The 13,466-nt window shown below is 70.7% G+C and carries 12 protein-coding genes; 4 read left to right on the top strand and 8 right to left on the bottom strand.

Annotation, left to right across the window (positions count from 1 at the left end):
- Positions 1-590: 590 nt before the first annotated feature.
- Genes FNH08_RS28605 through FNH08_RS28595 form a run of 3 tightly spaced genes read right to left on the bottom strand, consistent with a single transcriptional unit; the run spans position 591 to position 3,098 of the window.
- A complete protein-coding gene (locus tag FNH08_RS28605; protein WP_228034407.1) occupies positions 591-986 on the bottom strand; it encodes a hypothetical protein in 396 nt (131 codons plus the stop codon).
- Between the two features lie 13 nt (positions 987-999).
- Complete coding sequence (locus FNH08_RS28600) at positions 1,000-2,169, bottom strand: nucleotidyltransferase (RefSeq protein ID WP_322725624.1); 1,170 nt, start codon at positions 2,167-2,169, stop codon at positions 1,000-1,002.
- Positions 2,170-2,177: 8 nt separating this feature from the next.
- A complete protein-coding gene (locus FNH08_RS28595) occupies positions 2,178-3,098 on the bottom strand; it encodes a CBASS cGAMP-activated phospholipase (protein WP_265579805.1) in 921 nt (306 codons plus the stop codon).
- 240 nt (positions 3,099-3,338) lie between these two features.
- On the opposite strand from FNH08_RS28595, the gene FNH08_RS28590 reads away from it, so the two are divergent.
- Positions 3,339-4,364 carry a helix-turn-helix domain-containing protein gene (locus FNH08_RS28590; protein ID WP_152774417.1) on the top strand — a complete coding sequence of 342 codons (1,026 nt, stop codon included), beginning with the start codon at positions 3,339-3,341 and terminating at the stop codon, positions 4,362-4,364.
- Positions 4,365-4,477: 113 nt separating this feature from the next.
- Here FNH08_RS28590 and FNH08_RS28585 read toward each other — a convergent pair whose 3' ends face one another.
- Both FNH08_RS28585 and FNH08_RS50990 read right to left on the bottom strand, forming a co-directional pair.
- Entirely contained in the window at positions 4,478-5,662 is a 1,185-nt protein-coding gene (locus tag FNH08_RS28585) for a hypothetical protein (protein WP_194238648.1), read from the bottom strand.
- 196 nt (positions 5,663-5,858) lie between these two features.
- Complete coding sequence (locus tag FNH08_RS50990; protein ID WP_194238647.1) at positions 5,859-6,035, bottom strand: hypothetical protein; 177 nt, start codon at positions 6,033-6,035, stop codon at positions 5,859-5,861.
- Between the two features lie 137 nt (positions 6,036-6,172).
- Between FNH08_RS50990 and FNH08_RS50985 the strand changes: the two genes are divergently transcribed.
- From FNH08_RS50985 to FNH08_RS28570, 3 genes are all read left to right on the top strand, one after another.
- Positions 6,173-6,985, top strand: coding sequence for an RNA polymerase sigma factor (locus tag FNH08_RS50985; protein WP_194238646.1), 813 nt, complete (start codon positions 6,173-6,175; stop codon positions 6,983-6,985).
- Between the two features lie 158 nt (positions 6,986-7,143).
- Positions 7,144-7,503: a WhiB family transcriptional regulator gene (locus FNH08_RS28575; RefSeq protein WP_322725625.1), complete on the top strand. Its 360-nt coding sequence runs from the start codon at positions 7,144-7,146 to the stop codon at positions 7,501-7,503.
- A gap of 168 nt (positions 7,504-7,671) precedes the next feature.
- Entirely contained in the window at positions 7,672-7,878 is a 207-nt protein-coding gene (locus FNH08_RS28570; protein ID WP_152774414.1) for a hypothetical protein, read from the top strand.
- Between the two features lie 427 nt (positions 7,879-8,305).
- Here FNH08_RS28570 and FNH08_RS28565 read toward each other — a convergent pair whose 3' ends face one another.
- The 3 genes from FNH08_RS28565 to FNH08_RS50980 form a co-directional block, all read right to left on the bottom strand.
- On the bottom strand, positions 8,306-8,944 hold the full coding sequence (locus FNH08_RS28565; protein ID WP_152774413.1) for a hypothetical protein: 639 nt from the start codon (positions 8,942-8,944) through the stop codon (positions 8,306-8,308).
- Positions 8,945-8,947: 3 nt separating this feature from the next.
- Complete coding sequence (locus FNH08_RS28560; protein ID WP_152774412.1) at positions 8,948-13,138, bottom strand: DnaB-like helicase C-terminal domain-containing protein; 4,191 nt, start codon at positions 13,136-13,138, stop codon at positions 8,948-8,950.
- Positions 13,139-13,247: 109 nt separating this feature from the next.
- Positions 13,248-13,466, bottom strand: a 219-nt coding sequence (locus FNH08_RS50980) for a hypothetical protein (RefSeq protein ID WP_228034406.1), incomplete at its 5' end; no start/stop codon positions are given.

Genomic DNA, 13,466 nt, shown 5'->3' with positions numbered 1-13,466 from the left:
GGCTTTTGCCTTCGTGGGGGCCTGCTTGGTGCTCGGGGTGTGAGGTGGCCCGGTAGGGATTCAGATGATCACCCGGTCCGGACATCCGGACGCTCGGACCGGCATACATGTACTGGAAGTACATGTCCGGGTCAGTTCACGGATCTGACGTGCTCCTGTCTGTGGCCCGGGACTCGGAGCCGCATGCGAAGCGAGGTCCGCACCCACCCCCGCCCAGACGAGCGGGCGAGCTTCCGGCCAGCCAGCGCCCCCGGGCTCCACGTACGCCGACGGTGAGCTCAGGCAGGCCAGCTGACGGACCTCGTGCCGGGCTCTGTGCCGCAGGGGCGGCTCTATCGGCTCACCGCGGCCAGGCACACCCCGGGGCTGCGGATGTCCCGCTGAATCGTCTGGAGGCACCGTTATGTCCAGTCGTCGGTGGGTTGCTGGCGGTTCCGGCGGCTGAAGTTCGGCCTGAGTAGGGCAGTGCCCGGGTTGCGTGTGTGGTTGCGTTCGCTGACGGGGACATCGTCGGACAGATAGGGGCATCGTCGACAATCCGCTTTCGCAGGCGTACGCCCCAGTGGGGCCTGCGAGATCGTGCGGTTGTTTCACGGGTAGGCGGTGGGCGGCCAGGCTGTCGGGAGTGCGTGCTCTTCGCCGCTTCCCGTCCAGCGGCCCGTGATGAGCCAGAGTTCGTAGTGCAGGAGCCAGGCCGAGGTCCACGGCAGGATGGTCTGGGAGAGGAACATGTGGTCGTTCCACTCTCCGGGCAGGTACAGGCACAGATCTCCGCTGGCGTAGACGTGCGGGAGGTGTGTGGCGTCCGGGTGCAGCGCCAGCGGCGGGTCGGTGACGCTCACCCGAGGGTTGCCGCGGTGGCGGTAGGCGATCCTGACCGTGTAGCGCCTGCTGACGGGGGTGGGCTGCAGGGTGAGGGTGCAGACGAGTTCGCCGCCGCGCAACGTTGCTTCGGTTGTGGGGACGGCCGCTTTGACGGCAGCCATCTGCCGGGCGAGGTTAATCGCGCGCGTCGGTGTGCTGGCCATGGAAGGTCTGGGGGCGCCTGCGCGGGCCGGTGGTGGTGGAGGAGAGCAGCCCCGTGGTGCTCATCCGCTGCTGGGTGGCCGTGTTCTTCATGCGGTTCGCGTAGCGGGTGAAGGAGTGTTGAAGAGGGCCGGGGTCAAAGGACTTGACGAGGTGGGAGTAGACGGCGTCCAAGCCCTCGGAGTGCATCAGGGACAGGTTGTCCACGTTCTCCGCGAGCTCGCCGAACCACGTCATGAAAGCCTGGCGCCGCTCAGGGTATTCGTTCCACTTGTCGGTGAAGTTCTCCTCCTTGTGGGCAGGGTTGGCGACCCACCACTGGCCGTTGCGCCGTTCGATGAAGCCTGGGATGGCGGCGAGCACGTTACGCAGGGCGGTGAACAGGTCGTCCTCCCCGCGGTAGGCGCGGCCGGCAAGGGTGGTGAGGAGGATGGAAGGCGGCCGGTTGTCGGTGTCGTCGTCGAAGTAGGTCATGCAGTGCCACTTCAGGACCTGCACGAGGCGCTGGAGGGTGCTGCGGATGTGCCAGAGGGGTACGTCTGCGATGCTGGCGCGCTTCTCGAGGAGGGAGTGCGAGAGTTCGGAGCGGGCGCTGAACCAGTCCGCGTAGCCGATCGGGTTGCCGTGCTGCCACTTGTGCAGGTTCTTGTCCGTCAAGAGGATGCCGTGGGGCTGGTGTTCGTCGTCGGGGATGGCGGGCAGGACGTCGAGGTGGAATCCGGTGTATCCCAGGGTCCAGCACCGGCGGCGGGATTCCAGGCTGCTGGGGCCGTCACTGTGGCCCTGCTGCTGTTTCCAGGACCGGTACGCGATGAGCTGGTCGCCCACTCGCTGCTTGAGATCGTCCTGAGTGGTGCTGGTCTTATGCAGGGGGATGCGGCAGACGAGGTCGATGTCGTACTCGCCGGTGGGCGTCTGGGGACGGACGACGGTACCGAGGAGGAAGGACCCCTGCGAGTAGATCTGGTAGTCCGGGCTCTCGTGCCGGCCGAGCCAGGTGCCGACATCTTTGTAACGGCGAACGGCGGTGTCGTAGAGGTGCGGGGCGATGTCGAGAGTTTCCACGGCGCCGTCGAGCAGCATGGACAGCATCTGTTCGAGGGAGTCGGTGTCGGCCTCCCCTGCCGGGCGGAGCGTGTTCACGTCATTCCTCACGGGGTGGGGTGACAGGGCGTGTAGGTGGGGGCACGGTGGTCGCAGAAGGTGCGGTGGATCGCCGGTGAGACGTCGCGGCTGATGTGGCCTGCCAGTCCGGAGAGGGTCTGGGTGTCGACGTTGTCGAGTGCGACGGCTCCGGTGGGGACGGTCGGGTTGAGGCGCAGGACGTTGTCCTTGCCTATGAAGTGGCGCACCTGTTTGGCGGCGCTTTCGCTCTGGGCGCGCATGAGAACCTCGACGGCGTCGCTGGCCCAGGGCAGGAGGCCGCCGCGGTCGAGGCGGCGGTGGCGGCTCCGGACGTCGGTGGTGGTGCCGAGGCTGAAGATCTTGATGGCTTCGAGGGGGACGGACAGCGGTCCGACGGCCTCGGTGAGCGCGACCATGGCGGGGTTGTTGGCCCATACGCCGCCGTCGACGAGGCGGGCTCCGTCCAGGGGCATGCCGGGCAGGTAGGTGGGGGCTGCGGAGGTGGCGAGCGCGACGTTGACGGCCTTCTCCCGCCAGTCCCGTTTGAGGGCGGACAGGTGCGGGGTCCGGAAGAGGTAGACGTCGTCGGCGGCGATGTTGTATGAGGTGATCACCAGGCGTTTGGTGCTCTCTCCGAAGGTCCGCTCGCCGAAGACGTCGGTGAGCGCTGCCCGCAGGGGCTCGGCGGCGTACTTCGCGCGCAGCAGGTGTCGCAGGCCGCGCGTCCTGGAGCGGTCGCGGAAGATCCTCGGGCCGTGCTCGGTGTAGAAGGTGAGGATCTCGCGGGGTGTGAGGCCCAGGCCGAGGCCGAGCGCGATGATGCCGCCGGTCGAAGTGCCGGCGATCAGGTCGAAGTGGTCGGCTATGCGGATGTCGAGGTCTTCCTCGAGGCGGGCGAGGACCGCGGCGGAGAACATGCCGCGGAAGCCGCCGCCGTCCAGGGCCAGGATCTGGAAACGCTCGGTCAGTACAACCGCCCCCGTCGCGTGGATCGTTGAAGGGCCGCTGCCAGTGGGAGCGGATCTTCCCTGCCGGGACTACTTAATATCACAGCATAGATTTCTGCGTACGTTTCTGCGTGTGGGCCGTAGGGTCGTGTCGGGCCGCGCCGTCCCCGGAGCGTGCGGGGCCTGCGCGATCCGCCAAGATGTGGAGACCAAGATCGGGCAGGGCAGGCAAGGGGAGATATGAGCACGCAGGCGTTCGAGAGGGCACGGCTGCGGACCGCCCGTGAACTGGCCGGGCTGAGCCAGACCCGGCTCGCTCGCGAGGCCGGGCTCACGCCGGCCGCCATCAGCCAGTTCGAGAGCGGGGCCGCGCGCCCCAGTCCGGAGACGACCGGCGTGTTGGCCCGGGCCCTCGGGGTGCCGCCGGCGTTCTTCGGCGAGGCGATGACCGGCAGCCACGATGGTTTCTTCCGCTCGTTGCGCCGGACCTCGGTGACCGACCGCCGCCGCGCCCGGGCGATCGGCCACGTCGCCCACGATCTCGCCGTCCACGCGTCCGCGGTGGGCCGCTTCCGCGTCGCGGACATTCCATGCCTCCCGGTGAGCAGCCTGCAGGCGCAGCGGGCGGAGATCGAGGAGGTGGCGGCCCGGGTGCGGAAGCTGTGGGGGCTTCCCCCGGGGCCGGTAGCGGACATTGTGGACCTGCTGGAGGGACACGGGGTCGCCGTGACCCGGCTTCCTCTGGACAACCGCGATGTGGATGCCTTCTCGCTGCCGTTTCCCGACCACCCTGTCGTCGTCCTGGGCAGCGACAAGAACGACCGCGCCCGCTCCCGGTTCGACAGTGCGCACGAACTCGCCCACCTCGTCCTGCACGGCGAGCAGATCTGGGGTGTCAAAGAGGTCGAGACGCAGGCCCACCAGTTCGCGGCAGCTTTCCTCATGCCCGCCGATGACATCCACGACCAGTTGCCGACCACGGTGGACTGGCCGGCCCTGTTCCGTCTCAAACAGCACTGGCAGGTCTCGCTCGCCGCCCTGCTCATGCGGGCGCGGACACTCGGCCGTATGAACGAGAACGTCTATCTCACCGCCATCAAGGCGGCCTCCGCCCGCGGGTGGCGCCGCGTCGAGCCGGTCCCGCTCGGCCGGCCGGAGCAGCCCACGCGGCTCCTGGCCTACCTCGCCTCCGCCGACAGCGCCCTCGCCCGCTCCGTCCTGCCGCCCCAGATCGTGGAGAGCCTGCAGACCGCCTCGGCCACGTGACCCGCGCTCCCCCGCACTTCCGGTGAAACGCGAGGACTCGGCAGGCTGCCGCACCGGGCCTTGCGGCCGGCCCCGGATCCGTGTGCCGACGTCGTACGGGCACGGGGTCTTTCCTAAGCGCCTGCCCCACCCGTGCGGGACGGCTTGCCGATGCGTTCCTGGTACCGGCGGGCTTCGATGACCAATTCGCCTCCCGCCTCGATCAGTTCACGTGGCCGGCCGCTTACCGTACGCAGGTGCAGGACGTGTTCCACGACCTGTGTGTCGTCCAGCGAGTCGAGCCATGCCCGGACCGTTTCCGCCTCTGGGCGTTCCGGGAAGAAAGCGAGGAACTCGACGAGACCGGCGCGGCCGGTGGCCGCCGCGATCCTGTCCCTGGACCGCACGACCGCAGGTGTGCGGCCCGCCATCGCCAGGGCGGCACGCATGTCCCGGTGTCCGACGGTGATGTCGAGGTGCGGCGGCAGCGGGCTCACCTCGTGACGGCCGGTGACCAGAACGGGGACGGCCACGGTGCGCACCCACTCCTCAAGGAGCTCCAGTTCGTTGGCGGCGATGGCCCACCAACCAGTGTGAGGGCGTTGCAAGGACACGGTCGGCCACACGGAGAAGGGGATGCGGGCGCCGCGCGGGGCGCTGGCGAGGAGGTCGCCCTCCCGCAAAGGCAGTCCGTCACCCGGCTGGGGCCCGTGTCTGAGAGGTAGGGCGACGGTCAGGCCACTGCGCGGATCATCGGGGTGCACGGCGCCGAGCCGGGTCGCCGCGACAGCGGGAGCGCGGTGCTTGGCCACGTTGGTGTAGACGGCGAGGAGCCGCAGCGGATGCTCGTCGGGGTTGCGGCGTTGGAAGGGCTGCAGCCGCTCGATGCGTTGCGCGAGCGGCGTGCCGACGTTCAACGGCCCAAGCTGGCGTCGCCTGCGGTTGCCGAACCACTGAGTGAGGGCGGCGACGTCACACGTGGCCGGCATCTCCACGCTCTTCGCCTCCTCTTCAGCCAGGGGGTGTCCGAGGGCGGCCTCGACCTCCGCGTACAGGGTGTGTTCCAGCGCGGCCCGCAACTGAGTGAGGGCGTCGGCCACGAGCCGGGGTACCACCGGCGGGAGCGGAGCGACCTCCTGGACCACGACGTCCACACGGTCACCCTTGCTCACTTCGGCGAACGTGATCGTCCCGTGCTCGGTGTAATCGTGTGTCAGCCGCAGCAACCGCTCGATCGTTTGGTCGACGTGGGCCAGCGTCTCCACCACATGCAGTTGGTAGTCGGGCAGCCAGGAACAGTCCGCGTCGCGCAAGCTCATGCAGCGACCCTAGCCACCGAGCTCCCCGACCTTCCCGTCCCTCTCGCATCCATGCCGCACAGCAGCCGCCTGCAGTCCGCGGTGCTCGCCCTCCTCCCTGCCGTTCCTGGGTACCGTGCTCGCGGTCCCACTCCAGCAGACCGAGGACGGCCAGATCGGCGTCGACCTCGCCGGCTGCGGCGAAGCCGGTCTCCCGCTAAAGGGAGCCAGCGTGGTCGGCGAGGGCAGCGCAGCGCATCGGATAGCGGCGCTGCGACTGCCAGTCGACCGCACCGTCGCATACGGCCTGCCTGGTCAGTTCACTGCTCAACTGCTCGACGTCGCCGGCCTCCTGCAGCAGCGCACGCCGCTTACCGCTGGTCTGGCGGGCCATTGGATCCTTCCGATGCGGGCGGGGCACAGCCGGCTCCCACGGTGCCCCTGCCCAGCCAGAGCACCCGCCGACCACAACACCACAGAGCCGAGCAGCAGGCGCGGATACGACGCCTGCGGTGGCCCGTTGAGGAGCGTGTGCAGAAGGTGCCGAAAAAACTTGCTGAACCGCTGGACGCTTTGCGGGCGGCCGACGGCATCCCTTGTGTAGAGCAGTGCGCTGGCGAAGGATCTCGGGAGGGGCCGGATGCGCAACCAACGGGCAGGGGCGGAGAGCGGGAGGTGGAGCACAGGATGACGATCACCTCCGAGCCTGTCTGTTCTCAGCCGGTCTGCCGTCGTACGGATTCCGATCTCGACTGCCGTACCTGTCCCTGGGCGCTGTCGGTGATACCCGCGATAGACCCCGGCATCGGGCTGGGGATCCTTCCGCAGGGTCTGGCGGACTTTCACGACGTTCACCGCGTGGTGTTCCTCAAGTACGCGCGCAGCCGCGGCGTCACCCGTGACGAGGCCGAAGACGTGGTCAGCCGGACCTTCCTGCAGCTGTACCGGGCCCGGCAGTTGTTCCTGTCGGCGGACAATCGGCCGGCATTCGGCTTCAAGGTCCTTCGAGACGTGCTGGCGGACCACTTCCGGGCAGCGGACCGCAGGCCCAGGGCCCTGCCGCTGACGACCATGGACGAGCGGCCGGCCACGGACGGGGGTATCGGCGAACTGATCTGCCGCCTCGATGTGGAGAAGGCGCTGGAACTGCTGCCGCCGCAGCAGGCCGACTGCCTGTGCCTTCATCTCTTCCTGGACTTGTCGCCCACACAGATCGGCTTCTATCTGGGCATCACCCGCTCAACGGTGTCCTCGCACCTCTCCGCCGGACGGCAGCGGCTGGCGGACCACCTGGAGAACTATCGCCCACCCCGGTCCGGCCGCGGAAAGGAGCAGCACGCATGAACATCGACGAGCTGGCACAGGCAGTCCGTGCCGCCCTGGACGAGGAGTACGCCGACTACGACCCAGCTCCCGGCCGCGGTCGGCTGGAGGACGACGCCATCGGCGAAGCACTCACCACCGACGTCGGCGGCATCACCCAGACTTCGCCCGACACTGCGATCCGACCCAGTCGTCCTTCCGGCGGTTGGGTCGCCGACTGGAGTGGCCAGGCGGCGTGCCGCACCACCGACCCGGACGAGCTGTTCGTTCAGGGCGCCGCGCAGAACAGGGCGAAGGCCGTGTGCAGGGGATGCCCGGTGCGGACCGAATGTCTGGCGGACGCCTTGGACTACCGGGTCGAATTCGGTGTCTGGGGAGGCATGACCGAGCGCGAGCGGCGGGCCCTGCTGCGCCGCCGCCCGACCGTGGTCTCCTGGCGCGCGCTGCTGGAGACCGCGCGCCGGGAGTACGAGCGCGGCGCGGGGATTTTGCCGCTTGAGGACGAGGACGTGACCATGATCTTGAGCCAGGTCGTGTAGAAGGCGGCGCGGCCCGTACCGCGCCCGCAATCACCACCACAAGCCCGGCGTTCACCGCGGACGGGCCACTCCGTGATGCCGCCACACACCCCGCCCAGTCCACAGAACCGCCAGCGCGACCCGGCACCCACCCCCACCCGCCTGCCACCGACCCGTGAGGAGCGACCGATGGCCACGACCAATCCCCCTGAGCCCGACGAGAACAGGCCACTGCTCAACCAGCGCTCTGCCATGATCTTCCTGCTCGCCGTACTCGCCGGCCTTGGCGCCGGCCTGCTGACCATTCTCGCCGCGAACCCCTGGCCGGTGGCCGTCACCGCCGGCGCGGCAGCAACCGCCGCCGCAGTGCTCTTCTTCGACCGGATCATCGAATAGGCCCGTGTGATGCAAGCGGGAAGGCCGTTGCCGCCGTGCGGGTGCACTGGGCACGTCTGCGGCCCTTTCCTGCCCGGCGCGGACGGGCTACGCCGATTCCGAACACCACCGAACGTCCCTGCACAGCGCCGGACGGACGGTTCACCGGGTCCTGCGTCGGCTGTTTGCCGGACAACCGTCGCTCGAGGACGGGGCCGGTGTGAACTGCGGCTGCGCGGGCGGGTGTTACGGGTCGGGTCGGACCCGCAACAGCCGCCCGCACACTGCTGCGAGCAGTCAACGGTGCGGCCACGGGCGGGTCTTCAGCCGAGGTACCGGCCCAGCAGGACAGCACCGATCGACAGCGGCGAGAACACCCCCAGAAGGCAGACGAAAGTCGTGAAAGGACCGTCGCCCCGGCGGCGCGGTGACATCGGGACACTCTCCTTCAGGCGCCGAGGCCGATGTAGGAGACGTAGGTGTAGGCTCCCCAGTCGGAGTCGAGGTCGGTGATGATGTCGTCCCAGATCTCTTCGAGTTTGCCTTCGTCGCCGGCTTTCATGGCGTCGATCGCGTCGTTCCATACGTAGCGGACTGCGGGCAGGGTACGGATGGCCTGGTCGCCTTCGAGGTTGGGGCGTCGGGCGTGTTCGTCGACGTGAGCCTGGTTGATGGGGTGGATCTCGACCGCGGTGCCGTTGCCCTGGTTGTTGAGGTGCTGCTTGAAGGCGCCGAGGTTGTCGCGGATGCGCCGGGTGCGCAGGTTCCAGTACGCGGTGTCGACGAGTTCGAGGTTGGCGGGGTTGGGCTTCTGCGTGCCGGCGAACCAGTTGTTCAGGGCGCGGGACTTGACGGTGATCCCGGCCTCGCGCATGGCCTCGACGCCGGCGTCGCTGTTGAGGTAGTTCAGGCGCGCCTTGAGGCCGCGGGGGGAGGTGACGGGGGACTTGATGCCGCCCTCGGTGATCTGGCGGGACAGGGCGTCTTCCAGGGCGCGGCCGAGGGCTTTGCCGCCGCGGACGTTCTCGGCGGAGCGGTTCGCGCCGTAGGTGCCGAAATTCCGCCATCCGCTGTCGTCGTACGGCATCGGTTATTTTCCCCCGAGGGTGTAGAAGCGCTTTTCCTTCATCTGGGTGGGATTGCGGCCCTCTTCCCAGACCTTCTTCCAGTCGCCTCCGGCGACGTGGAGTTCATCGACGCCGGATACCTGGACCAGGATAAGGCCCGCCTGGTGGGCCTTCCACGCTTTCAGCCAGAGGCTCGCGAACGCCTGGGAGCGGATCGTGTGGACCCACTCGGGTCGGCGGAGCTCCCGGTTCTTTCCTGATTCACCGATCGTGGAGGTGAAACGGGAGTACATGGCCTTTACGTATTCTCCCGTGACCGGGTCTTCGGTTTCGAGCGCCGTCTGGCGGGCTTGCTGCAGGATGCGTCGGAATTTCTCCAGGAGTGCTTCGGAGGCGCCGGAGGTCCACGATTCCAGGATCCGGGGCGGCTCGCTGAGGCCTAGTTCAGAGCAGCGGATCAGGAGGCGGACGGTGGCCTCGTCCAGGAGGTAGGGGCCGGGCTCGATCCGGTTGCCGAGCGGGCTGGGAAGGTCGGTGTGAGGCCAGTCGAACTGGTCAACGCGGTGGATACCGGCCTTGCGCTTGTCGAAGCCGCCGGTGGGGTCGTGCTTGAGCGCGCCGATGGGCAGGTGCGTCTTGAACGCGGACAGGTAGGCGGCGTTGATGTCCAGGCCGAACACGTCCAGCGGGTGGCGCTCGCCCCTCTTGATGGCCTCGTAGAGAGGGGCGTTGCGCCATTTCTGGCGGCCTTCCCAAACGCCGTCTGCTTCACATTGTCCGGGCTTCGAGAGGAAATCCAGGGCGGGCGGGTAAACGGTGTGGACGTAATTTCCTCCGACCCTGGTGAGTTTGAACAGGGCCATGGAGTCCGGCACCGCTTTCTTCTGCAGCATCTTGACCGCGGCCTCGATGTCGCCGTCCGTCTCGTCCAGGGCCTGCTCGACCGCAGCGCTGATCTTGTTGAGGAAGAAGCTGTAGTTCCGTCCGCTGCCGCTGCCGGTTCCGGTGCCCGGGGTGCCCTCGGGCGGAGGCGTGTCGTCGCTGAACGAAGCCGACGGCGCCTCCATGACCACCCCCTCCAGCACACGCCGGGCCGGGTCGGCAGCCCGGGCGTCCCCGGCGGCACCGGGCGCGGCACCGGAGGCCTCGGCGGCCGCGGTGGACCCGGAGACGGGCCCGCCGGCGGGGGCGGGCTCGGTGACGGTCAGGGACGCCGTCGGCGGAACCGGGGCTGGTGTTACGGGTCGGACCGGACCCGTAACACCAGCTGGCCCGGGAGCAGGCAGGGCGGACGGGGTGATCCCGGCCGCCGTCGCGGCCGCGTGATAGGCGGTCAGGGCGGTGCGCAGCCGGTCGGCCTCGATCGTGGCGGGCAGGCGCAGCCGGCGGGCGCCGAGCTCGGCGGCGCGGGCCCGGGCGGCCGGCAGCACCGGGAGGAGGTGGTCGTTGCCGGGAGCGAGCGCATCGCGCAGGGCGGTGAGGACGTGCTGGCCGTGGACCGACAGCTCAGAACGCTCGTTGCCGGTGAGGAACGGCGCGGCGGCGGCGAGGAGTTCGGCCTCCGCCGTGGCGAGGTCCGGCGCCTGGGTGAGGGTGGGGCCCGCCTCCGGCGTCTGTGCGGGGGCCGGTGGCGGGCCGGCCGACGTCGCCGCGGCCGGTGGCGCGGACGGGACGGTGGTGGGGGTGTCGTGGTGGGCGGCGGTGAACGCGGCCAGGGCGGCGCCGAGGCGCTCGCCCTCTAGTGTGGGCGGCACCGGCGTGCGGCGGGTGGCGAGGCCGGCCAGGGCCTGGCGCAGCCCGGGCAGTTCGTCCGCGCGGCCGGGCACGGTGGAGGCCTCGCGCATGGCCGAAAGCGCACCGGTCAGGCGGGCGGACAGGCCGTGGCGAGCGCCGGAGGTGAACGGCAGTGCGGCGTCGAGGAGTTCGGCCTCTGCGGCCGCGAACCGCTCGCCCGCGGCCGCTGAGACGGCCGGCGCGGGCCCGGGCTGCAGGGCGACGCCCGGAGCGGCCGGGGTGGCCCCGGCGGCCGTGGACGGCGACGTCGTCGCGGCCGGGTCGGCGGTGGTGCCGGGCGGCATGCCGGGGCCGGGGTCCGCCGACGGCTGTACCGGCCCCGCCGAGGTCGCGTCCGGTGCGGCCGGGAGCACCTCGTCGGGGACGGGGGCGTGCGATGCGGCGGACGGGCGGTAGCCGTGGGTGGTGGCGTACGCGTAGAAGGCCTGAAGGGCCTGCTGAAGGCGCCGTCCGGGGTCGGTGTCGGGCAGACGCGGGCGGCGGGCGGCAGCGGCGCACACCGCCCTCTGGGAGGAGGACAGCTCCGAGACGGTCCACTCGTCCCCGGCCTGCTCCTCGTCGAGGTGGTGGACCAGGGCGGCCAGCACACCCCGCAGGTCGTCCGGGAGCTGCTCGAGCGCGCCGGCTTCCATGTAGGGGCGGACCGCGTCGGCGAGGTCGGCGGTGACCTTCTCGCCCTCCGCGCCGCGGAACGCGCGTGCGGCGTCGAACCGGCGCACCGGCTCGGGCGGGTCGGTGAAGCGGGCGCACGCGAGATCGGCGCGCAGCGGCACCCTCGTCAGCTCGCCGAAGTCGCGTTCGGCCACCGCTACTTGGGCGTCGTTGCCGGTGCGGGTCAGGGTCAGGGTGAGGTGGGCGGCGTCCAGCGCGGCCAGGACGTCGGGATCGGCGGTGTCGAGCACGGCCACCACCGGCACGTTCCGGGTGCGGGCCAGGTGCGCCAGTACCCGGGCCGCCTCCGGCAGTGCGGGGCCGGACAGCGGGATGAACGGATCGGCCGCGTGCTGGAAGCGGTCGACGACGACCAAGGCCAGGCCCTCGACGTACGGAACGGTCTCGGCGATCGCCTCGGCGGTCAGGCCGGTGCCGTCGTCGACGTGCAGGTCGGCGGCCGTCAGCCGGGCCTGGACCTGGGCTGCGGCCTGTTGCTCGTCCTCGGTCAGGGAACCCGTGCGCAGCCGCCGGTAGTCGAGCCCTGCCTCGGCGGCGATCACCCGCAGCGCCACAGCCGTCCGCGACAGCCCCGATGCCGCGTACAGCACGGGGAGTTGGCGGGTGAGGGCGGTGTGCCGGGCGGCGTGCACGGCCAGGAGCGAGCCGCCGCCGTGCGGCTCGGCCGCCACCACCGTCAACACCCCCGACGGCAGGCTCCCCAGCACGGCATCCAGGGCGTGCAGACCAAACCCGAACCGCGGCACAGCCGGCGGCGCGACCGCCTCGGTCAGGGCCAGGCCGGCGACCTCCCCCAGACCGTGCAGCCGGTGCAGCCCACCACCCGCGGCCGCCGGGACGGGCGGTGGGACCTCGGCCGTACGCGCTGAGGCCGCCATACGGACCGCGGCCTGGCCGCCGACGGCTTCCTGAGCGGCGGCGACCGACGACCGGTCGGCGGTCTGGCCAGCCTCCCCGGCGGCCTGGTCGGCCGCGCGTCGGCCGGCGCCCTGCGGATCCCCGCCCCCAGCAGCGGCGGCCGGCGGCTCGGGAACGGACACAGCGCCGGAACCCGGCACGGCAGCAGCCGGCACGGCGGTCGCATCGTCCAGAGCCGGGGCCGGGGCGTGGCCGGGCGCAGCCGCCGCGCGTACGGGGGACGGGTCCTCCGCGGCCCCCGGAGCGGCCAGCGCCGTCCCCGGACCGACGACGGGCGCAGCCGGGCCTTCAGCCGCTCCGGGCGCGGCAGACGGCAGCTGCGCGGCATCCGCCACCCCGGCATCTGTGAGCGCCTCACCAGGCACCGCGACCAGCACGTCACCGGGCGGCACGAGCGAGGCCTCCACCAGCACCGCCAGCGGCGTCGTACGCTCCAGCAGCACCTGCGGCACACCCCGCCGCACCGGCGAATCCCCCGCCTCCACCACAAGATCACCCAGCTTCGGACGCGCCGCCGTCCGCGCCCACGACGGCCACCCCGAAAGCCGGGCCCGCGACCCAGCATCCAGCCGGGCCACCGGGATCAGCGCCGCGCGGTAGGTATGACGGGCCTTCGCATCCCGCTTCTCGACCACCACCACCTGGCCGTCGCCCCGCGCCGCGTCCACCAGCTGATACAGGCGGTTCCGCGCCTCAGTAACCCCCAACACCACAACAGCCGCCGGACCGGCGACCGGCCCGGCGGGCTCGACGGCAGCCGGACCGGCGGCGGACTCAGCGACCGACTCGACGACGTCGGACGGCTCAGGAACCACGGGACGATCAGACATCAGGACCTTCTCCAACAGGGCGGTACACCGCCGTGAGCAGCACCGGCCACGGCCGGGAAACGATCAAGAAAATGGGGTCCGCGTGGCACGGGGCGCGGCGGCGCGGACGCTACACACCAGCCCCGGCGCGGGCGCGGATCCTGTCGATCTCCAGCGCCCCGGCGAGCAGCCGACCGGCCGTCAGCCGAGGGTGCCGGCCGGCGCAGTCCCGCGCCCAGGCCTGGTGGGCGCAGCAGGTCACCCGGTCATCGGCGTGCATCCCGGCATCCTCCAGCCGGTCATCACGCACCAGCGCCGCAGCGAGATCCCCGCTCACCGGCCACCCACC

The organism is Streptomyces spongiae (assembly GCF_009377185.1).
GTDB lineage: Bacteria > Actinomycetota > Actinomycetes > Streptomycetales > Streptomycetaceae > Streptomyces > Streptomyces spongiae.
This window is presented reverse-complemented; position numbering and strand designations above follow the sequence as displayed.